Here is a 20,159-nt window from a genome sequence, read left to right on the forward strand (position 1 = left end):
GCACGCTAACTTACTCTCCATTTTTGGAAACAATACCTAATTTACCAGGGTTTGAGCCTTAACTGAACCGTATTGGAAGCGAATCCCCATTAAAATTGCCCGCCACAATACCGCTGGGAGATCCTGCACTCCCCAAGGTCAAGTTAGTAGCAGTTCCAAAATTACCTTGACCTGTTCCCAACAAGATCGACACACTGTCAGAATTTCTGTTAGCTACTGCTAAATCGAGAAGGCCATCTCCGTTAAAGTCCTGGCTAACAATAGCTGTAGGGCTATTTCCTGTTGTCAAGCCAGTAGGTGTTTGTTTAAACGTATTGAGAACGTGGCCGTAAGCTGCGATCGCTTCTGGCCCAAATGCAATGCCAGCTTTGATTGTCCCCGCTGTCACTGCCAATTCCCAGTCGCCGCCGCCTTGTGCACAACCTGTCAGATTCTCAGAAGCAGCAACACTTGCCCCTGTTAGTTGACTCAAACGCTGTACCAATGCTTTGCCTATATTTCCTCGGCCAACATTACAGCCGTAGAGGAGAATTTCGGCATTTGGTGTCAGGGATTGCGCCCATGCTTGGACTGCTGCTACGCAATTACCCGCGCGATATCTCAAATTTTCCCAACTCAATTCAACGTTCCCCAGTTGCACGCAACCGGGTTGCCCGTGGGCAATAATGTGAATTATTGAAAATTGCTCTCCCTGCAAAGCTTCGGCAATTTGTTCTAGGCTGTTGCGGTTTGACTCTAATTGAATTACCTCGGTTTCAGGGATAACGCCGTCGATTAAGATTTGAGGGTCGGGGACGGCAGCATCGATAAATGCGATCGCTTTTGTGGAAAGTGGAGTTAGTGAGTTTAACATGACACACCTGCTAAAATTAAAATAGGATATTAGGATATCCTATGACTGATGTTTTTGTTTAGCAGCTATCAAAAAATCTTTGTTTTTCCCACTTGCGTTATCAAAAATTCATATAAGTTTTGAGAACTTAACCAACTATATAATCATTAATTTTTAACGTATCGATGATGTACGGATGCCACTCAATCTTGTTGCATCCAGACAGATAGTCCTGGACGCACTGCGAGACTCAGAAACCAAGTTTTTTACCGAATCTGAGGGCGAGAATGCGTCTTCTCATACATCAAACCCGGTTTCTCAACTCCGATGCGTCCACGACTAATGGAGATAGTCAGGCGGTCTTTAGTATCTCTGCGGAGAGTCAAACAAGGTTTACAAGCAATCCCTCGCTGGTCGCGCCAGCCGAGGGCGCAAGCGAATCGCGCCCTATTCCTGAGACGATCGCGTAATATCATCGACGACCGATCGCCTATATTTATTTACAAGTGCCAGCGGGAAGCTCGCGATCGTTCAAAAGGCGGGTTAAATCTGCAACAGCGTTCCCAGCGTACAAACGTAAAATACATAAAATGTAATACTTACTGGTATTTTACAGAACAATCATGCACAGACGAGTTTTCCAGATTGCTATTGTACTTTTCCTCCAAGTCGTCCTGGTTCTAGGCGGGTGGGCCCAGCCTGCCGCGGCGCTGACTCCTGAACAGCAGCTATTGAGCGAAGCTTGGCGAATTGTCAATCGCTCTTATGTGGACGACAGCTTCAACTCTCAAAACTGGTGGTCGATTCGCCAAAAAGCTGTCAAGGAACCGCTTAACGACAGACAGCAGACTTACACGGCGATTCAGGGGATGCTGGCGAAACTTGACGACCCGTTCACTCGACTGCTGAAACCCGAACAGTACCGCAGCTTGCAGGTCAACACTTCGGGAGAATTGACGGGTGTGGGGCTGCAAATTGCTATCGACCCCCAGACAAATACCCTGACAGTGGTGGCTCCTTTGGCCGGCTCACCGGCGGATAAAGCTGGCATCCAACCCCTCGATCGCATTCTGAAAATTGACGGCACTCCCACCTCAGAATTGAGCCTAGACGAAGCAGCAACTCGAATGCGCGGCCGCATCGGCACTGCCGTTACCTTGACCTTGGGCCGCGAGGGAAGGGACGCTGCTGAGGACATTGAGCTAGTACGCGATCGCATTGCTCTGAATCCGGTTTACGCCGAATTGCAGTCGGGTTCAGAAAATTTGCCGGTGGGCTACATTCGCTTGAGTCAATTCAGCGCTAACGCCACTGAGGAAGTCGCTCACGCGATCGACCGCTTGGAAAAACAAGGAGCCGCCGCCTACATTCTCGACCTGCGGAACAACCCGGGCGGACTGTTGCAAGCAGGAATTGAAATTGCCCGCTTGTGGCTCGATTCCGGGACGATCGTCTACACGGTGAACAGACAAGGAATTCTCGGCAGTTTTGAAGCCTCTGGACAAGCCCTAACTAATGATCCACTGATTGTTTTGGTGAACAAGGGAACTGCCAGTGCTAGCGAAATTTTGGCGGGTGCGCTGCAAGATAACGGCAGAGCTCAACTGGTAGGAGAAAATACTTTTGGCAAAGGGCTGATCCAGTCGCTGTTTGATTTGTCTGACGGTTCCGGGTTGGCCGTGACTGTTGCTAAGTACGAGACACCGAACCATAAAGATATTAACAAGCTGGGGATTGCGCCCGATCGCGTAGTGCCTTTGGAACCTATCGCGCGCGATCAAATCGGCACCGCAGCAGACTTGCAATATCAAGCTGCACTGCAACTACTGAAAGAAAAAACCGTGCTGGCAAAGTCAGTATAACCCGGAGTTTGAAGTTTTGAGATTCCAACAGGTGACAATACGCAGGTCTGTCTGTCTCTGCGTTTCGTTCGCCCGGACAGACAAGAATCATCCTAAAAACTCTTTTACTCAAAAGTGATATCACGTCCGACAGATTCATCTGTCATTGTTCGCTGTGCGAACCAATGACATAAAAGAATGATGCACATCGGACGTGATATCCAAACCCAAAACTGCTGTTCCCTTAAGGTTGGGGGGTTGATTCCTCGGCTTCGGGTACATCGGCTTCTTGCAAAATGACCTGACGCTGCTGCGGGTCAGCTTGGTTGCTTTGCTCTTGCATCACAGTTTTAGCAAGACTAGGGTCAAAGTAGCGGTTAAAGTCCGATCGCGACTGATTTACTCGCCCTTGGGTAAGATTGACTTCAGCTTGGATTTCGTGCAATTTTTCTTGCACCGCCCGGTAGTGAGGCCAAAGCTGAAGCAAAGCAGAAGTGGCACAGACTGAAAGTACCATGTTGACTGCCAACTTGACGCCTGTTTCGGCCGCGAGGGTTTGGTGAGGGTAGGAACGCTGGCGGCTGCTGCTGCGACCTGGAGTAACCCGAGGGGAGTTTTTTACAGGACGCAGTGGGGTAACGGTGGGTTGAATCGCTTGCATAATGTTTTTTCAAATACCTGAGACTGACGTTTTAGAGTTCAACAGAGCAAATTCTGAGCTTAACGCACACTCGCCGCTGTTAGTCAGGGTGCTGACAGCCAAAATTGTTGAGACAAAGGTGACGCCTGAAGACGGAATTTTCCCATAAAAATGCCTGCCCTTGCAGTCTCGTCTTGCTGAACACAAACAATCTACTGCACTGGGGCAGCAATTGTCTGTATCTGTAATGCGAGAGATTTAACTGCTCAGGCAGGCGTTTTGCGGTTCGCAACTGGTGTCTGGAAACTATTTGTACAGTTCAGTTGACAGCCGGAAAGCCAAGATTCCGGGAATCAAAGCAATTACGAGCGCTACGTAGACTTGGGTATCTGTTAAAGACATATTCGCAAAACTCCTTTTCGCGGGGACGAGCTTTCACCAATTTGAGACAAATTGGCGCTTTTGGGAATCATTTGTTACAACTTGCAACAAAAATAGTGGGTCCCGGGAGGAGTGGTATAGTGGCGCAGTGGCGCAGTGGCGGAGTTTTTGAGTGTCGGAGGGGGAGAATTTTTCCTGGTTTCCTGGGACTGCTTCCTTCGGACGTTGTTCGGACGATCGCCTCCCACAGAATTACCGCGTTAGGTTAAGATTTAAATGAAGGTGACACTAATGTTAGACAGAGCGGGTAATTTGCGCTGCGCTCTATCCTTGCCAATTTTAGGTGCACAAAATAGTTAATGCTAGATCAATTTCTCGACGCTTCACCCAATTTTGGAGTTGACGGCTTTTTATTATTGTTGGTTTTGGTGGCTTTGGAGGCTGTACTTTCGGCTGACAACGCGATCGCCCTGGCGTCTATCTCTAAAGGTTTGGAAGATGCCAAGCAACAGCAACAGGCTCTCAACGTTGGTTTGATAATTGCTTTTGTACTGCGGATCGCCCTAATTTTAACGGCTACTTGGGTGATCCAATACTGGCAGTTTGAACTGCTGGGTGCTCTTTACCTGCTGTGGCTTGTTTTCCAACATTTTACTTCAGAGACCGACTCCGAAGGAGAACATCACGGGCCCAGATTTGCGTCTGTGTGGCAAGCAATTCCCATGATTGCTTTTACGGATTTAGCCTTTTCCTTGGATAGCGTTACTACTGCGATCGCTGTTTCTGATAACACTTTTATCGTCGTAACAGGCGCTACTATTGGAATTATTGCTCTGCGATTCATGGCCGGGTTGTTCATCCGCTGGCTGGATGAATTCGTTCACCTAGAAAGTGCTGGTTACATCACAGTTGGGTTCGTGGGAATGCGGTTGTTGGTGAAAGTAATTAATCCAGATTTAGTTCCTCCGCAATGGCTGCTAGTTTCCAGTATCGTCTTGATGTTTGTCTGGGGATTTTCTAAGCGTACTCCTGAGTCAGTGGAGATTGCAAAATCTCTAGAAATGGCTCTGAATCAGCCGGATTCAGAAGTTGCTGTGCGAGAATCACAAGGACAAAAGTCCGAAAATTAACATACTTTCATTTGAATAAAATTAGCTTAAATCTGTCAAACCAACAAGATTGAAGGCTGGTCAAAATGTGCCAAAGCCTTTCATACCGGTGACGTTAGTCCGGGGATGAAAGGCTTTTATTTTTTGGTAATATTGTTTCTTTCACTAGCAGATAGAACTCATTGGAGTACAATTAAGCCTATGGGAAGACCGTTATCAAAATCAGACTCAGCAATGGTTAGACTGGTGGGATAGCGAGGGGAATTGGTGGCTGAGGGGGTTGGCGGCATATTGGCGATCGATCCGGCTCTGATTTAAGCCTTGCTGGTGGCTGTATTTTTTGAGGAGAGGGAAAGAGGGCGAGTGAGGGGAAGAGGTTGCAGGCGATCGCATTTCACCTGTCCGGAAAAAATTTAACCTTCCTGTTGAGTGGCTGCAAGTAACCTTTTCTACATAAGACAACGGTTTTAGATTCTTTTTCGGAGAGGTCTATTAGCAATTAGCAATTAGCTATCGCTTAGGCTTACCGACAAAGAAAGCTAAGGGAGAATTATCACCACAAGATAACCGAACTTTAGAACCAATGGGAAAAACATTTCCTGTGCTTGTAAGTGCATATAACTTTTCGCCTGACGGAGTTTTTAAACAATAACGATTTTCTCTGCCTAAAAATTGGCGATCGCAAATCACAACAGCCGAATTTTCATCTAAGAATAAACTTAAATCTTCCTGCCGGATCATCAATTCTCCTTCAGTAGAAGCATCACAAGGAACCTTTACAAATGAATCTCCTTTAACAGCAAAACAACCTACTTCTGTTTCCCAAAAATCCTGCTTTAGCGATGCAGAAACAAAATTAGCTTGCGTCACAAACTCAGCCACAAATCGAGAGGCTGGTTCTTGATAAACTTCTTCTGGAGTGCCAAACTGTTCTAATTTGCCTTGACGCATCACCGCTACCCAATCTGAAATCGAAAGTGCTTCTTCGCGATCGTGCGTGACAAATACACCAGAGGTTCCCGTTGCTTTGAGAATCTCGCGCACTTCCTGACGCAATCTTAACCGTACTTGTACATCTAAATTACTCAACGGTTCATCTAGTAAAATAATCGCAGGTCTAGGGGCTAAAGCACGGGCCAGGGCCACTCGCTGTTGCTGACCCCCCGATAATTCATGGGGATAACGTTTTTCCAATCCTTCTAATCCCACCAACGCTAATGCTTCTGCGACACCTTTCTGAATATTATGCTTTGACTCTTTTCCTTGATGCGTTAAGCCAAAAGCTACATTTTTCGCGACTGTCAAATGCGGGAAAAGTGCATAGTCTTGAAACACCATACCAATGTCTCGCTGTTCCGGCGGAACTGACATATTAACACTCGCTACAGTTTTTCCTGCTAAAGCGATCGTCCCTGCTTGTAGCTGTTCAAAACCAGCAATTAACCGCAGCAAAGTTGTTTTCCCACAACCCGATGGCCCCAACAACCCCAGTATATCTCCTTGATGTAAGGTCAGGGTGACAGATGCCACCGCAGGTGATGCTGCTTGGGAATACTGTTTTGTTACACCATCTAAATGCAGAATTATCGGTCGAGCCATTATTGCTATAAATAATCAACAACTTACTATTTTACAATAAACCAGTTTAGTGAGAGATTTTGTCAGAAAGACTTGACAAATGTTTACACCTACTGATAAAATAGCAAGCTAGACTTTTTACTAGCGATGAAAAATTCCCAACAATCACTACAACAAACAGGAATCAGGACAATCCAAGGGCGATCGACCTTACGCAGTTTATCCGCTAGTGGGTGGACACTTGCGGTTATCGCTTTAGCATTGCCGATCGCCATACCAGTGATCGGTGTCTTATCCAGTATCTTTGTTGAAGCTAAAGATACATGGCAACATTTAACCGATACAGTTTTAACCCGTTATATAGTCAACTCTTTATTGTTAATGATCGGCGTAGGCTTTGGTGTTGTCGTGATTGGCGTAGGATGTGCGTGGCTAGTAACAATGTGTCGCTTTCGGGCCAGTCGCGTATTTGAATGGACATTACTGTTACCCTTAGCGGCCCCAGCTTATGTTTTAGCTTATACTTATACAGACTTTTTAGAATTTTCAGGTCCAGTTCAAACTGCTTTGCGTTATATTTTTGGCTGGAGTTATGGAGACTATTGGTTTCCTAACGTGCGATCGCTCCCTGGAGCAATCTTAATGCTAATCTTAGTTTTATATCCCTACGTCTACCTATTAACAAGAGTTGCCTTTTTGGAGCAATCCACTTGTACGCTAGAAGCTAGTAGAATACTGGGTTGTAGCCCTTGGCGGAGTTTTATTACAGTTGCCTTACCAATGGCAAGACCAGCAATTATAGCAGGTTTAGCATTGGCTTTGATGGAAACTCTCAACGATTATGGCACTGTTCAGTATTTTGGAGTTGATACATTTACCACAGGTATTTATCGGACTTGGTTTGGCATGGGAGAACGAATTGCAGCCAATCAATTAGCGGCGATGCTATTATTATTTGTTCTGGGTTTAATTTTAGTAGAACGCTGGTCTCGAAGTCGCACTAAATATTATCAAGCTAGCAGCCGGTATCGCCAACTGCAAACTTATCAACTTAAAGGAATTAGGGAAATTCTAGCGGTAATTGCTTGTTTTTTGCCACTGTTTTTTGGTTTTTTATTGCCAGCAGGTCTTTTAGTCAAGTTGACCTTAGCTAATTGGCAACTCACTTTAGATGAACGTTTTTGGATCTTTGCCCGTCATAGTTTAATTTTGGCAACACTGACAGCAATTTTAGCAGTAGTTATTGCCTTGATTATGGCTTATGGCTTACGGTTGTATCCTAATTTAGGAGTGCAGTTTGGAACGAGAGTTGCGGCAATGGGCTATGCTGTACCTGGTTCTGTCATTGCAGTGGGGATTATGGTTCCCATTGGAAATTTTGACAATCTATTTGATAGTTGGATGCGTGAAAACTTCGGAATCTCTACTGGCTTGTTGTTAAGTGGTACGATCGCAGCTTTGGTATTTGCCTATATAGTTCGCTTCCTAGCTGTTTCTTTAAATGCGGTAGAGTCAAGTTTGAGCAAAATTAAGCCTAATTTAGATGATGCGGCGAGAAGTTTGGGTTATAGTCCGATGCAAACTTTAGTTACAGTTCATACACCAATGATGACGGGAGGTTTACTAACTGCCATGATGTTAGTATTCGTTGATGTGATGAAAGAGTTACCTGCTACTATAATTATTAGACCTTTTAATTTTGATACATTGGCTGTGCGAACTTATCAACTTGCCTCAGATGAGCGATTGGCTGAAGCTTCTGGCCCTGCACTCGCAATTGTTTTAGTGGGGATGTTACCGGTTATTTTATTAAGTTGGAAAATTGCGCGATCGCGCAAGTCTTCAACAGAGTTAACGGTTAACAGTTAACCGTTAACCGTTAACATTATCCCTTTACCAATCAAGATGATTAATAAAAATTCACCAATGTTTACCCGCACTACTGGCACAATCTTCTTCTTACTACTTACTGTTTTTGTCACCTTTGGATGTCAAAAACAAGTGGCAGGTCCCCTCGAAACATTACAAAAAACTAAGCAATGTCCAGGATGTGACCTGACTGATACCAAGTTAAGTGACATTGATTTAACAAGCGCTAATCTTAATGGTGCTAAGTTGGAAGGCGCTGTGCTAGAAAAAATCAAACTTAATGAAGCCTTACTCGATAGCGTCAATCTCAAAGGTGCAAATTTAAAAGGTGCTTCTCTGGAAAAAGCAGGTTTATTTTCTGCGGATCTCACAAATGCTGATTTGAGTAATGCAAATCTCAAGGGGGCTTTTTTGCGAGGGGCAAAACTGAATAATGCCAATCTCAGTAATGCCGATTTAAGTGAAACTGACTTAAATAGTGCTGATTTGACTGGGGCAAACCTGAAAGGGGCAAATCTGAAAGGTGCTATAATGCCGGATGGTAAAATTAAAAATTAAAGTTGATGGGATTCGGCGGTTGAAACCGCCGAATCACAAAGAGTAGCTTTTTGTTCAAAAAGCCTCTATTTCCATCCTGCCCGATCGGCAATCTTTAAAGCTTCGGGGTTATTTTTCCCAAACACATCAGGGTTGAGAGGGTCAGATTTGAATGTACCAAAACTGGCAACCGTAGGATCGATCGCCACATTTGAAATCACAGGGTATTCGTAATTACCCCTAGCAAAAATTTGTTGCGCTTCGCGACTGGCTAAGTGTTCCAAGAATTTGATCGCGCCTGCTTTGTTACGCGAGGTTTTGACTACACCGGCACCACAAATATTGACATGAGTACCTCGATCGCGCTGGTTCGGGAAAAATACACCTACTTTCGCCGCGATCGCTTGTTCTGCTGGATCTTTCGATTTCATTAAGCGAGCTACATAATAGGTATTAACAATGGCAATATCGCCTACCCCATCAGCAACCGCCTTGATTTGCGCTGTATCATTTCCCTCTGGAGGACGCGCAAAATTAGCCACCAATCCTCGCGCCCAAGCTTCTGTTTTTTGAGCTCCATGAGCCGCTAACATAGCCCCAACCAGAGACTGATTATAGATATTAGTGGACGATCGCACTAAAACTTTGCCTTTCCACCGAGGTTCTGTCAGCGCCTCATAGGTTGACAACAGGGAAGGGTTCACCTTGCTTTTGTTATAAACAATCACCCGTGCCCGACGCGATAGACCAAACCAGAAACCTTGAGGATCTCGCAAACTTGCTGGAATTGCCGATGTCAGCACTTGTGAAGACACAGGTTGCAGAATACCTGCTTGTTTTGCCCGCCACAAACGGCCACCATCCACCGTGATGAAAACATCAGCAGGGCTATTTGCACCTTCACTTTTGATCCGTTCAATTAGTTGGTCAGCCTCCGCTTCAACGAGGTTAACCTTGAGCCCAGTTTTTTTGGTGAAGCTTTGGTACAACTCATTATCAGTGTCGTAGTGACGTGCTGAATAAAGGTTGAGAGTGCCGGTTTGGGCTGCGACAGGGGCTTTTTTGCTTAGTTCCCCCACTGCCACGACAGCCATTGCTGTACCGCTGGCAAGAAAAATACGCCGAGAAATGCTCATTGTTCTATAATAATAGATTTTTTCATCTGGTAATTGACACGATGGTGTATCTACAGCCATCTATAGTCATTGCTTTACTATATTAATGCAAGTAATTCTTATTTGATGATCGAGAGCGTAACTATTTTAGGGGTGACGCACCCGTGGTCAGAAATCCCGTCTCGACTTCGCTCAACAGGCAATTTTTTTTACGAAAAGACTGTGGGGTAGCCCGCAGATTAGGTAAAAAATTGGCATTGCACAATTTGAGGATGATTGTAGGGTGTCCCGCCTGCTGTAAAAATACACGGCTTCGGGCTGATGGGGCCATCCACAAAAAAAATCAAAATCATGCTGTTATTACGCAACGCCAAAAAATTTGCTTATGAAGGTCTTGATGCGTCCAGGACTGTATTTATGACAAAGATTTTTGCTGAATAGGTATCACAACTTGTTTGCAATAGACATCTCCAAAAACTCCCAAGCCCTATCCCCCGTATGTTTCTGACTGTCTGCCCTTTGATGGCAGACAGTGCTTTAAAAAAAATACTAATTGCGAGCGACAACAACTTCCAGAGGTTTTATTAGATTTGGCCCACAAGATAAATGTAAAAAGATTCCTTAAACCATCTCGCGCTCCCAAAAACAAAGCAAGAGCCACCTCATGGCGATTCTCGTCACCGCCATGTATCAACTGTCAGACTTCGCGACCAGGCTCAACAGCCACCAAGAAGCGGGCTAGCAGTGCGAACCCTACATTTAATAAGGTGCACACTGGATACCCTAAGGATTATTTGTGTCGAATTAGCTCGTAAATTTCCACATAGTCTTTAGCTGGATATTTCCACGAATTGTCACAATTCATGCCTTGAAGCATGAGTTTTTCAAATTCATCATGATAGTCATACCACAATCCGATCGCCCGATCGAGCGCCGACTCCAAAGCGGCGTAGTCGGTTTGGTAAAACACGTAACCGTTGCGTTCTTCCGGGAGGTGGCGGGTGTCGTAATCTCGATCGAACACAGTATTCACCAAACCGCCAACTCCCCGCACCACAGGAACAGTACCGTACCTCAACCCGATCATCTGAGTCAGCCCGCAGGGTTCGTAATTACTGGGAACCACAATCATATCCCCACCGGCGTAAATTAAGTGCGACAGTTCCTCATTAAAACCTAGTTCTAAATGGCAGTCTGGATTGTCATTTAAAAACTGTCTTTCGTGCTGGAAATGCGCGTTAATTCCCGCTTCCGTCGCGGAACCCAAAAGCACGAATTGCGCTCCCTTACTCAGAGAGTAATAAATTGCATGGTGGACGAGATGAACGCCTTTTTGGTCGTCCAAACGACCGATAAAGGTAATAATAGGCTTGTCAGCATCGCGCAGTAACAGCCGATCGCGCAAAGCTTTTTTAGTTTTGGCTTTTCCTGCCAAATCATCCTTAGTGTAGTGGTGCGGAATATAGCGATCGCTTTCGGGATTCCACACATCATAATCAATGCCGTTGAGCACCCCGCGAAACTTCTCTTGATACAAGTGCAATGTGTGACCCAAACCGTAGCCAAACTCGCCGAGGTGAGCTTCCCAAGCGTGGTGTGGCGAAACCGTGGTGACAAAGTTTGAGTAAACAATACCACCTTTCATAAAGTTGATAGCAAAAGGGTTAAAGTTATCTCGGAGGCGATCGTAATCAAAATAATAATCCGGTCTGTGCAAACCCGTTGCTTGCAAAATATCGCTACCTCCCATGCCTTGATGCTTGAAATTGTGAATGGTATAGCAGACTCGCTGATATTCCATCCAATTGTATTTGTATATTTCAAACAGCAGGACTGGAACCAAACCAGTTTGCCAATCGTGACAGTGAATCACATCGGGACGCTTGTTGCTTCTGAGCAAAAATTCCAACGCGGCTTTGCTGAAAAATGCAAACCGCATATTGTCGTCATTGCAGCCGTAATAACAGCCGCGATTGAAAAAGTTATCTTGAGAGCGAGGTTCGATGAAAAAACACAACTGCCCGTGCACCCAGCCGCACAAGACATCACATAAGATTTCGCCGCCGTACCAGGGCACAGCCAGATCCCGGTAGGCTTCGTGAAGTCCCCAAATGTGGTCGTACCTCATGCAGTCGTACTTCGGTAGAATAATCTCGACGCAGTGGCCGGAATTCTGCAACTCCCGGCTCAAGCCGTAAACTACGTCGCCCAAACCTCCTGCTTTGATAACGGGGGCGCACTCCGAGGCAATTTGTACTATGTACATTTTTTTTTCTCGCTCCTGGATGAATCAAAAAAATATTTTCTTAACTTGACAAAGTATATGAGTTCTCGGCAAATAAGCAAGTCGGCCATTGGGAATACAGGGAAATACGCACAGGTAGGGGATGTTAGGGCAGATTCGGGCGATCGGTGATACCGTTTCGGCTCAGATCTGAATTATTTAAACCGCAGACGAGGCAGAGAACGCATCCGTGGGTTCAATATCAAATCGATTTAATACCCCATTTGCTGGCATTTGTCAACTAAATATTTTAAAAATTTTTGCCTAATTTGCGCGAAATTTTCTCGCACGATGCTGATAACTGATTGGCACAGAGCACCTGTTCGGCTGCCAAACATCCACAGGACTTACGCATTCAAGGGAGGTGTTGCAAGGGTTTGAGATTCTTCATTTCACTTGCCAATGACACAATTACCTTGAAATGCGTCCAGGACTAATCAAATCAGGGATTCTATCTTGGAATTTAAACCAGCAAATGCCGTGTCCAGCATTCATCCAGAGACTCTTAAGGAGGCGCTCGCCGATGCCCGACACCAACGGTAAGGAAAACAATTTAAACCAACAACTGCAACAGCTAGTTGCTGAAGCCTGTTCGCATCCGCCCAAAAGCTTGATGCGGCGGGAAAAACTCAGCGAGATAGTGAGGCTGATTGTAAAATCCGGCAAACTTTGGCAAGAAGACACGCCTCATTACAACGATGCTTTACAGCAAACTTGGGTGTATTTTTGTCGCAATGTTTGCGAAGCGAACACCGCAAACAAACCTTACGATCGCAATCTGGGCAGCGTCATTACTTGGCTGGACAAATATCTCAAGATGCGGCTGAAAGACTTCACTATCGAACGAACGCAGGAAAAAGTTAGACGTGATTTACCGTTGATGTCAGAAGACTCAGCAGAAATTAACCTGATCAATAATATCGAAAACCCGCCGACTTATTCTGATAGTCCGCTAGCCATCCTAGAAGAGACAAAAAAATGGGTGCGGGCAGATCCGGAGGGGGAATTAAGAAGCGTTCACCTTAAAGAACGCCCCGATGTCACTTGCCAAATCTTAATTCTGAGGCGTCTTCCCCCGGAGACTCCCTGGAAAAACATTGCTCTTGAATTTAACTTGCCACCGTCAACCGCCCCCAATTTTTATAAAAGAGAATGTCTGCCCCGCTTGCGAAATTTTGCCAAAAATCAAGGATATCTGGAATAAAGGCAGGACAAATCCTGTCCTAAAAAAAATCTGTCAAACAGGAAAACCGTGATGAATAACAGCACCGAAAATATCAGAGAAAAATCTATTACCCTGCCCATTACAGCCGCCGCCTTGCGGGTGGCACAGAAGTTTTCAAATCTTGACGGAGTGACATCCCCGGAAAAAAAAGAGCAAGTTTATTTCAACACTTTAGCTGTATGTGCAGTGAAAGATTACATGGAAATGATGGACATTGCCACCGACTTGAATGCCAGCGACAGTTGGAACGCGGCCATGCGCCTTTACACCGATGCAGCAGACTTGAAATTAACTCAACTAGGTCATTTGGAATGCCGACCTCTGAAGTCGGGCAAGTTTTGTTACATTCCGCTGGAAATACCGGACGATCGCATTGGTTTAGTAGCAGTTGAAATCGATATAAAGCGACAACAAGCTACTTTGTTGGGATTTATGAAAACTGCAAACGCTGGCGATTTAGCTATTGATAAATTGCAAAGTTTCGACAAACTTCTTCAACATTTGGATTGTCTAGAACGCCGCCAAAAAACAGTAAAAGTGCACCAGTGGCTGCACAATATTTTTGAGGCTGGTTGGCAGTCTATAGAAGATATTTTAGTGCCAAAAGAACCTCATTTAGTTTTTCGTTACAGCAGCGCAGTCGTGCGGGGCAAGATAATCCATCTGACCGCAGATACCTCGGAAAAAGCATCCGCAACCATCGATGCTTTTCAAGAAAAACCTAATTTCTGGAGGGGTGTAATAGAACCAGCCCCAGCGGTAGCTTTGCTGGTGGCGATCGAACCAACAACCGATACTGAAACTAATATTAAAGTACAGGTGCATCCCGCCGGCGGGGCAGACAGTTTGCCGCTCAATCTGACTCTGACAGTCACCGACGGCGAGGGAAAAACAGTCATGGAAGCTTGCGCCGGCAGCGGTAACGGCTACATGACTCTAGAATTTGCCGCCGATCGCGGAGAATGTTTCAGCGTTGTGGTAAAACTGAAAGAACTCTGTTTTGCAGAGAATTTTGCCGCCTAAAGCGGCTCGCTTGCCATAAGTTGTTCAGCATGGAAATTGAACCTTTCGGGCGGGCAGAATGCCCAGCCCACAAGAATTTAATCGCGCCGTGACTGTAAAATTTAGATGCGCCTGAGCTTATCAGTTGTTAGCCATGCCGAAATTAGTTGTTTTGAAGCTAGATGATAACTTGATAAAAGGGGTGCGAGTTTCTCTGGAAATCGGCGCGGAAGGAGCTCGCCCCGCAGTGGAAATCCAAGCCTTCCTGCCTCCGAAACCAGAAATAGCGGAACACTACGATCGCTGGCAGTCAACCTACCGCAGTTTGGGAGATTTTCGCATTAAGCCGATCGAAATTAGCATTATGGGCTCTCGTGCACAACAGTTGTCCAAATGCCGCTTGTTGCGGGAACAGTTAAGCCAGCAAATCAATAGCTGGCTCAACTCCGAACCGTTTCGCAAACTCAAAGAAACATTGCTCGAACAATTAATGCCGTCGGACACGATTCGATTTTTAATCAAAACTGACGACATCGATTTGCGGCGGCTGCCTTGGTACTGTTGGGATATTTTTGAGCGCTACCCGAAAGCCGAAATTGCTTTGAGCCCCGCAACTTATAAAAAACCGGCTATAGCCAACATAAATCCGGCTCAAGGCAGCGTAAAAATTTTAGCAATTTTGGGCAACAGTCAAAAAATTGATATTGAGCAAGATCGAATTATACTTGCAGGATTGCCCTCAGCAGAAGTTACTTTTTTAGTAGAACCAAGTCGCCGCCAAATCGGCGATCAGCTTTGGGAAAAAAGCTGGGATATCTTATTTTTTGCAGGACACAGTTCTACCCACAGCGACGGCCGCTCGGGTCAATTTTATATTAATCAAACTGAGAGTTTAACAGTAGAAGAACTGAAACACGGTTTCAAGCTAGCGGTTAGCAGCGGCTTGCAGTTAGCCATTTTGAATTCCTGCGATGGATTGGGAATAGCGCGACAGCTTGAAGATTTGGGCATCCCGCAAACGATCGTAATGCGGGAACCGGTGTGCGATCGAGCTGCCCAAGATTTTTTAAAGTATTTTATCCAAGCTTTTTGCACCGGGGAATCTTTGTATGTGGCAGTGCGTCTCGCGAGGCAAAGATTGGCAGAATTAGAGTCAGAAATTCCTGGCGCGGATTGGCTGCCGATAATTTGTCAAAATCCGGCATCCCAGCCGCCAACTTGGCAAGAGTTGCTGCACAAAGCTGAGCGGGAAACTGTCAGCAATCCGCCATCTTTATCTCGGCTGCGCCGCTTTCAGATCGGGCTGTTGGCGATCGCAACTGCTGCTGTTTCTGTCATGGGAGCGCGATCGCTGGGCTTGCTCCAGATATGGGAATTACAAGCTTTTGACCAACTGATGTGGCTGCGCCCTGCAGAAAGCTCAGACTCGCGTTTGCTGGTGGTGGAAGCCACGGAAATGGATATCAACAAATACGGCTTTCCACTGCCGGATGCGACGATCGCAAAAGCAGTGGGAAAATTGGCACAGTATGGGGCGCAAACGATCGCCCTAGATATCTTCCGCGATCGCCCTTTACAACCCGGTTATGCAGCATTAGCCGCTCGCTTTCAGGGCGATCGAAATTTAATTGGTTTGTGCAGCGTCAAAGAAACCGGCAAACCCAACAAATACGGAATCAAACCGCCGCCCGCACTGCCAAAAGAGCGCCTCGGGTTCAGCGATGTGGTGGCAGATGCCGATGGCATTCTCCGCCGCCACTTGCTGTTTATGCAGCCGCACAGCAGCGATCCTTGTACTACAGAGCACTCTTTGAGCGCGAGGGCTGCCCTCCATTACCTAGCAGCAAAAGGCATCCAACCGGAATCTCTTCACAGAGATAAGATAAGGCTGGGCAATGCAGTTTTTGCACCGATTCACGGCCGTACAGGCGCTTATCAAAACTTGGACGATCGCGGTTTTCAAATGATGCTCAATTACCGAGCGCCTCGAAATTTTGTTCGCCGAGTCATGCTGACCGAACTGTTAGAACAAAAAGTCAATCCCAATTTGATAAAAGACCGAATTATCTTTATTGGCGTGACGGCGCCGATTTCCAATCCAGATTATTTTTTGACGCCTTACAGTGCGGGAGAATCGCCTTCCCAGAAAATGCCGGGGGTATTAATTCAAGCGCAAATGTCGAGTCAAATTATCAGCGCTGTTTTGGATCGGCGCCCGCTGCTGCAAATTGCACCTGAATGGGCCCAAATGGTGTGGATTGTGGGTTGGGCAGCAGTTGGTAGCGCGATCGCGATTGTCAGCCGACGCAGGCTGCACGTGGTGTCAGGGGCGATCGCATCTGCGGGGATTTTGTGCGGGGTTTGCTGGTTTTTGCTAATCGGGGGCTGGTGGGTGCCTTTGGTACCCTCAGCTTTGGCAATGGTAGAAGCGGGTTTAATTGCGATCGTTTTTACTTTTCGCCCGAAATGACAATAGGAATTGGCAATCGTTAGATGACATCCCCAACAAATAATCTCAAGCCATTAGAGAGATGTAGAGGTGGAGCATTTGGGCGACAATTCATGTTTCCCACCTTTGATTTTATGCCCAAATGCTTCACCCTCCCCCGGCTATTCACTTAGAAACTAAGTAGGTAGGCAAGATTAAACCGAATAATATAACACTATGTAAACAGGTTTAAGTTAGCCAGTAGAGAGCATTTGGAGACTTTGCCCTCGTTTACATAGGGGCGTTTTTTGGCGCCGACTTACTTAGAAGAGATTTTGGTGAAAAACCCTGTTTCTGCGTAAGTCCGCAACCTTGAGAAATCGAGTCGATCGCGAAGGAGCATCTCATATTTGTAAAAACACTTCTTCTGGCTCCTTCCTTCTTCCTCTTTCCTCCTAGATCCTGGCTCCTGGCTCCCAACTCCAATTTCTAGCTTGGTGGCAAAAGTGAGATGCTCCCGATCGCGATCGGCTATTTTTGGTTATTTTGCTGGTGCAGATAGTTGTTAATCGCTTTAGCGATTTTTGCTTGCTGGTATGGGTTCATCGTGCGGGGTAGGGAGATGCGAGAGCCTCCACAAACTAACAGTCTAACTTCGTACCAAATGTCACGATCCCGATCTTTTGTTCGATCGACTTCCACGCCATAAATATCGCACAGAGAGTATTCCATTACTTTACGTGCCAACAAACCCCGCTGTTTAACAGTCAAGGTGTTTAAAGTTTCATCGAAGCTGTAAGTTTCATTATTTCTCAAGACGATCGCTGCGATTCCTGCGAGCAAAAATATTCCTCCTGTCCATCCCAACCAGCGATCGTCTTGGCTTAAGCGCAGCAAGCGATCTTTGGCATTTTTAACATAAAAATTGATGTCAGAAGCCACAGCGTCTTGGGTTCCCCAATTAGTGGAGTTAGCAGTGAAAGGAACATTGCCAACAGAAGTCAAAAGTACAACTCTGGTTTTATAGCCGCATCTTTCAACTTTAGCTCCCTGCAAAGAAGCAAGCTCAATTTCTTTGATGTTCGACCCCAGTAAATTCGATCGCACAATCTGGCAATTTCCTTGTTTTGCCTGCAATCGCTGGCAGCTAAGGGTTGCTGCATGATAGTCAAAAGTCAGCGATATCAGTCCAACTGCCATTAATAAACAACTAGGGAGCCAAAAATCAAATATGCTTTGAGTCTGAATTATTAATTCACTTGCTGTTTGCTGGATTATTTTCATTGATCTCACCCTTTTATTCCAAAAATGAGGCTAAGTAGGTAGGCGCTGTAAAACACAATTATGTAAACGGCTGCCAAGTATTCAAATGCCCTAAGCGTGGCTAAGTTAGCCCTGTTTACATACAGTTACATAGCTGTGTTTAATCCCGCTTACCTACTTACCTTGTTATTGCGATCGAGCGGAGCGAAAGTGTAACCGTATCCCTGAGTAGTTTGAATAAAATTCGGAGCAGCCGAATCGACTTTAGCCAGTTTCCTGCGAATCAGACGGATATACACGTCCACCACTTGCTCGTCTCGTGCGTCATTGCATTTCCATCCCCAAACTTTTTCGATTAGCTGTTGGCGGCTCCAAGCTTTACCTGGGTAAGTTGCCAAAAAATACAAGAGTTGAAATTCTAAGGCCGTCAGAGCTAAAGTTTTCTCTTTCAATCTCACCTCCCTACTCATTAAATTTATCGCTAGTTCACAGAAGACAAGATTGCGCGGACTGACGGTTTTCATCTCCCTCAACAAGATTTCTATTTTAAGTGCCAAGTCCTCAAGACTGAACGGTTGGCTGATAAAATCATCAACACCTGCTTTTATGATTTTAATTCGAGCTTCTTCGCCTGTAACGCTGCGGAAAATCACGAGTAAAAAAACATTCTTCCGTTTCTGCATTTCTTCGCAAAGTTTAACGCCGATATTATCGGGCAAATTCCCATCCAAGATTACGAGGACTGGGTTGAATTCCTCAAAGATTTCTAAAGCTGTTTTTCCGTCTGCTGCAGATTGTACTTGATATGTCTCATTCTGATAGCCGTCGATGAAATTACGGACGGGGGCGTCATTCTCTACAACCAGAAGTTTGGAATTTTGCTCAGTAGATATCGTCATAATTTTTGGCTCTCTTGTTAATGGTTCACACTTTAGAAAATCGAGTAAGTATGCTGTCTTTTGATTAGCTCCTCGATTCTCTATAAGGCGTGTTTTCTTTACTCGTAGATGCCCCCTTAGCTTGCCCCCTACTCAACCCCTACTCCCTTTAAAAAGGGGATTATAGGTGGGACAATAGCGAATTAACTGGTTCGCGCGCTCTACCTAGGAACCAGTCATAATTATGATGATTGTTTAATTACCAACTGCCCTGTCCCTGCGAGCGATCGGAGCGAAAGTGTAACCGTATCCCCGAACAGTTTGAATAAAATTCGGAACAGCGGCATCAACTTTAGCCATTTTCCGGCGAATTTGGCCGATATGCACGTCCACCACTCGCTCTTGTGAGCCATAATTGGATTTCCACCCCCAAACTTTTTCGATTAGCTGTTGGCGGCTGCAAGCTTTACCTGAATGAGTTGCCAAAAAACACAATATTTCAAATTCTAAGGCTGTCAGCGTTAGAATTTGCTCCTTGAATCTCACTTCCCTACTCACTAAATTGATCGCTAATTGACCGAAGACAAGGTTAGGCGGGTTGACGGATCTCGACCGCCTCAACAAGACTTCTACTCTAACTGCCAATTCTTCAAGAGAGAACGGTTTGCACATAAAATCATCGGCACCTGCTTTCAGGATTTTAATTCGATCTTCTTGGGAGGTGCGGCTGCTGAGAATTGCGACTAAAACATTAGTGCGCTTCTGCATTTCCTGGCAAAGTTTATAGCCAGTAGTATCGGGCAAGTTCCAATCCAAAATGACAAGGACTGGGTTAAATTCTTCAAAAATTTCGAGAGCAGTTTGGCCGTCGGCGGCAAATTGTACTTGATATGTTTGATTCAGAAAGCGGTAGATGAGAGTGCGGATAGGGTCGTCATCCTCTACAACCAGAATTTTGGCTTTTCCATCGGCAGATATTGTCATAATCTTTGACTTTATTGTTAAGGGTGCAAAGTTAGGAAAGCGAGCAAGTGTATGAAAACAGTCTTTATTGTTTAGTCCGCTAGGAGTGGACTAAAGTTTGTGCAGTAGGGGCAATCCCCCCGTGGTTGCCGGGATTTCAATTGCAAGCGTGACTTTTTTGAAGAAATTAAATCGACACATGACTTATCGCTCC

General features: G+C 45.6%; 16 protein-coding genes. 7 read left to right on the top strand and 9 right to left on the bottom strand.

Translation table 11 applies throughout. From position 1 onward, the window contains the following. Nucleotides 1–58 precede the first annotated feature (58 nt). Entirely contained in the window at nt 59–853 is a 795-nt protein-coding gene (locus QUA57_RS17125; protein ID WP_333062502.1) for a DUF4347 domain-containing protein, read from the bottom strand. 602 nt (nt 854–1,455) lie between these two features. Between QUA57_RS17125 and ctpA the strand changes: the two genes are divergently transcribed. After that, nucleotides 1,456–2,694, top strand: coding sequence for a carboxyl-terminal processing protease CtpA (ctpA, locus tag QUA57_RS17130; protein WP_333062501.1), 1,239 nt, complete (start codon nt 1,456–1,458; stop codon nt 2,692–2,694). Nucleotides 2,695–2,917: 223 nt separating this feature from the next. Here the strand turns inward: ctpA and QUA57_RS17135 are convergent, their stop codons facing one another. Further along, nucleotides 2,918–3,334 (bottom strand): slr1601 family putative cell division protein, encoded by a 417-nt coding sequence (locus QUA57_RS17135; RefSeq protein WP_333062500.1) that lies wholly within the window; start codon nt 3,332–3,334, stop codon nt 2,918–2,920. A 285-nt stretch (nt 3,335–3,619) separates the two neighbouring features. Further along, nucleotides 3,620–3,715 carry a photosystem I reaction center subunit XII gene (gene psaM, locus QUA57_RS17140; RefSeq protein ID WP_015174804.1) on the bottom strand — a complete coding sequence of 32 codons (96 nt, stop codon included), beginning with the start codon at nt 3,713–3,715 and terminating at the stop codon, nt 3,620–3,622. Between the two features lie 338 nt (nt 3,716–4,053). Between psaM and QUA57_RS17145 the strand changes: the two genes are divergently transcribed. Continuing rightward, nucleotides 4,054–4,824, top strand: coding sequence for a TerC family protein (locus tag QUA57_RS17145; protein ID WP_333062497.1), 771 nt, complete (start codon nt 4,054–4,056; stop codon nt 4,822–4,824). A gap of 489 nt (nt 4,825–5,313) precedes the next feature. Here QUA57_RS17145 and QUA57_RS17150 read toward each other — a convergent pair whose 3' ends face one another. Next, the gene (locus tag QUA57_RS17150; RefSeq protein WP_333062496.1) at nt 5,314–6,402 is read right to left on the bottom strand and encodes an ABC transporter ATP-binding protein; all 1,089 of its coding nucleotides are present in this window, start codon (nt 6,400–6,402) and stop codon (nt 5,314–5,316) included. Nucleotides 6,403–6,528: 126 nt separating this feature from the next. Here QUA57_RS17150 and QUA57_RS17155 point away from each other — a divergent pair, with 126 nt between their 5' ends. Next, nucleotides 6,529–8,250, top strand: a complete 1,722-nt coding sequence (locus QUA57_RS17155) for an iron ABC transporter permease (protein ID WP_333062494.1) — start codon at nt 6,529–6,531, stop codon at nt 8,248–8,250. Between the two features lie 36 nt (nt 8,251–8,286). Further along, nucleotides 8,287–8,808 (top strand): pentapeptide repeat-containing protein, encoded by a 522-nt coding sequence (locus QUA57_RS17160; protein ID WP_333062493.1) that lies wholly within the window; start codon nt 8,287–8,289, stop codon nt 8,806–8,808. A 65-nt stretch (nt 8,809–8,873) separates the two neighbouring features. Here QUA57_RS17160 and QUA57_RS17165 read toward each other — a convergent pair whose 3' ends face one another. Both QUA57_RS17165 and glgA read right to left on the bottom strand, forming a co-directional pair. Continuing rightward, the gene (locus QUA57_RS17165) at nt 8,874–9,923 is read right to left on the bottom strand and encodes a Fe(3+) ABC transporter substrate-binding protein (RefSeq protein WP_333062491.1); all 1,050 of its coding nucleotides are present in this window, start codon (nt 9,921–9,923) and stop codon (nt 8,874–8,876) included. Nucleotides 9,924–10,692: 769 nt separating this feature from the next. After that, nucleotides 10,693–12,168 carry a glycogen synthase GlgA gene (gene glgA, locus QUA57_RS17170; protein WP_333062489.1) on the bottom strand — a complete coding sequence of 492 codons (1,476 nt, stop codon included), beginning with the start codon at nt 12,166–12,168 and terminating at the stop codon, nt 10,693–10,695. Between the two features lie 541 nt (nt 12,169–12,709). Between glgA and QUA57_RS17175 the strand changes: the two genes are divergently transcribed. From QUA57_RS17175 to QUA57_RS17185, 3 genes are all read left to right on the top strand, one after another. Next, nucleotides 12,710–13,390 carry a sigma-70 family RNA polymerase sigma factor gene (locus QUA57_RS17175; protein ID WP_333062488.1) on the top strand — a complete coding sequence of 227 codons (681 nt, stop codon included), beginning with the start codon at nt 12,710–12,712 and terminating at the stop codon, nt 13,388–13,390. A gap of 51 nt (nt 13,391–13,441) precedes the next feature. After that, the gene (locus tag QUA57_RS17180) at nt 13,442–14,434 is read left to right on the top strand and encodes a DUF1822 family protein (RefSeq protein ID WP_333062486.1); all 993 of its coding nucleotides are present in this window, start codon (nt 13,442–13,444) and stop codon (nt 14,432–14,434) included. 133 nt (nt 14,435–14,567) lie between these two features. Beyond that, on the top strand, nt 14,568–16,883 hold the full coding sequence (locus QUA57_RS17185; RefSeq protein ID WP_333062484.1) for a CHASE2 domain-containing protein: 2,316 nt from the start codon (nt 14,568–14,570) through the stop codon (nt 16,881–16,883). A 489-nt stretch (nt 16,884–17,372) separates the two neighbouring features. Here QUA57_RS17185 and QUA57_RS17190 read toward each other — a convergent pair whose 3' ends face one another. From QUA57_RS17190 to QUA57_RS17200, 3 genes are all read right to left on the bottom strand, one after another. Next, nucleotides 17,373–18,125, bottom strand: coding sequence for a hypothetical protein (locus tag QUA57_RS17190; RefSeq protein WP_333062483.1), 753 nt, complete (start codon nt 18,123–18,125; stop codon nt 17,373–17,375). Nucleotides 18,126–18,274: 149 nt separating this feature from the next. Beyond that, nucleotides 18,275–19,003 carry a response regulator transcription factor gene (locus QUA57_RS17195; protein ID WP_333062482.1) on the bottom strand — a complete coding sequence of 243 codons (729 nt, stop codon included), beginning with the start codon at nt 19,001–19,003 and terminating at the stop codon, nt 18,275–18,277. A gap of 234 nt (nt 19,004–19,237) precedes the next feature. Beyond that, nucleotides 19,238–19,966 carry a response regulator transcription factor gene (locus tag QUA57_RS17200; protein WP_333062481.1) on the bottom strand — a complete coding sequence of 243 codons (729 nt, stop codon included), beginning with the start codon at nt 19,964–19,966 and terminating at the stop codon, nt 19,238–19,240. Nucleotides 19,967–20,159 lie beyond the last annotated feature (193 nt).

Source organism: Microcoleus sp. Pol7_B2 (genome assembly GCF_036701035.1).
Taxonomy (GTDB): Bacteria; Cyanobacteriota; Cyanobacteriia; order Cyanobacteriales; family Microcoleaceae; genus Microcoleus.

Excerpts from the sequence above, each read along its gene's own strand:
- QUA57_RS17185 (WP_333062484.1), top strand. The coding sequence starts at position 14,568 with ATGCCGAAATTAGTTGTTTTGAAGCTAGATGATAACTTGATAAAAGGG.
- QUA57_RS17200 (WP_333062481.1), bottom strand. The coding sequence starts at position 19,966 with ATGACAATATCTGCCGATGGAAAAGCCAAAATTCTGGTTGTAGAGGAT.
- QUA57_RS17135 (WP_333062500.1), bottom strand. The coding sequence starts at position 3,334 with ATGCAAGCGATTCAACCCACCGTTACCCCACTGCGTCCTGTAAAAAAC.
- QUA57_RS17160 (WP_333062493.1), top strand. The coding sequence starts at position 8,287 with ATGATTAATAAAAATTCACCAATGTTTACCCGCACTACTGGCACAATC.
- QUA57_RS17145 (WP_333062497.1), top strand. The coding sequence starts at position 4,054 with ATGCTAGATCAATTTCTCGACGCTTCACCCAATTTTGGAGTTGACGGC.
- QUA57_RS17150 (WP_333062496.1), bottom strand. The coding sequence starts at position 6,402 with ATGGCTCGACCGATAATTCTGCATTTAGATGGTGTAACAAAACAGTAT.
- QUA57_RS17165 (WP_333062491.1), bottom strand. The coding sequence starts at position 9,923 with ATGAGCATTTCTCGGCGTATTTTTCTTGCCAGCGGTACAGCAATGGCT.
- QUA57_RS17180 (WP_333062486.1), top strand. The coding sequence starts at position 13,442 with ATGAATAACAGCACCGAAAATATCAGAGAAAAATCTATTACCCTGCCC.
- psaM (WP_015174804.1), bottom strand. The coding sequence starts at position 3,715 with ATGTCTTTAACAGATACCCAAGTCTACGTAGCGCTCGTAATTGCTTTG.
- QUA57_RS17175 (WP_333062488.1), top strand. The coding sequence starts at position 12,710 with ATGCCCGACACCAACGGTAAGGAAAACAATTTAAACCAACAACTGCAA.
- QUA57_RS17195 (WP_333062482.1), bottom strand. The coding sequence starts at position 19,003 with ATGACGATATCTACTGAGCAAAATTCCAAACTTCTGGTTGTAGAGAAT.
- glgA (WP_333062489.1), bottom strand. The coding sequence starts at position 12,168 with ATGTACATAGTACAAATTGCCTCGGAGTGCGCCCCCGTTATCAAAGCA.
- QUA57_RS17125 (WP_333062502.1), bottom strand. The coding sequence starts at position 853 with ATGTTAAACTCACTAACTCCACTTTCCACAAAAGCGATCGCATTTATC.
- ctpA (WP_333062501.1), top strand. The coding sequence starts at position 1,456 with ATGCACAGACGAGTTTTCCAGATTGCTATTGTACTTTTCCTCCAAGTC.
- QUA57_RS17155 (WP_333062494.1), top strand. The coding sequence starts at position 6,529 with ATGAAAAATTCCCAACAATCACTACAACAAACAGGAATCAGGACAATC.
- QUA57_RS17190 (WP_333062483.1), bottom strand. The coding sequence starts at position 18,125 with ATGAAAATAATCCAGCAAACAGCAAGTGAATTAATAATTCAGACTCAA.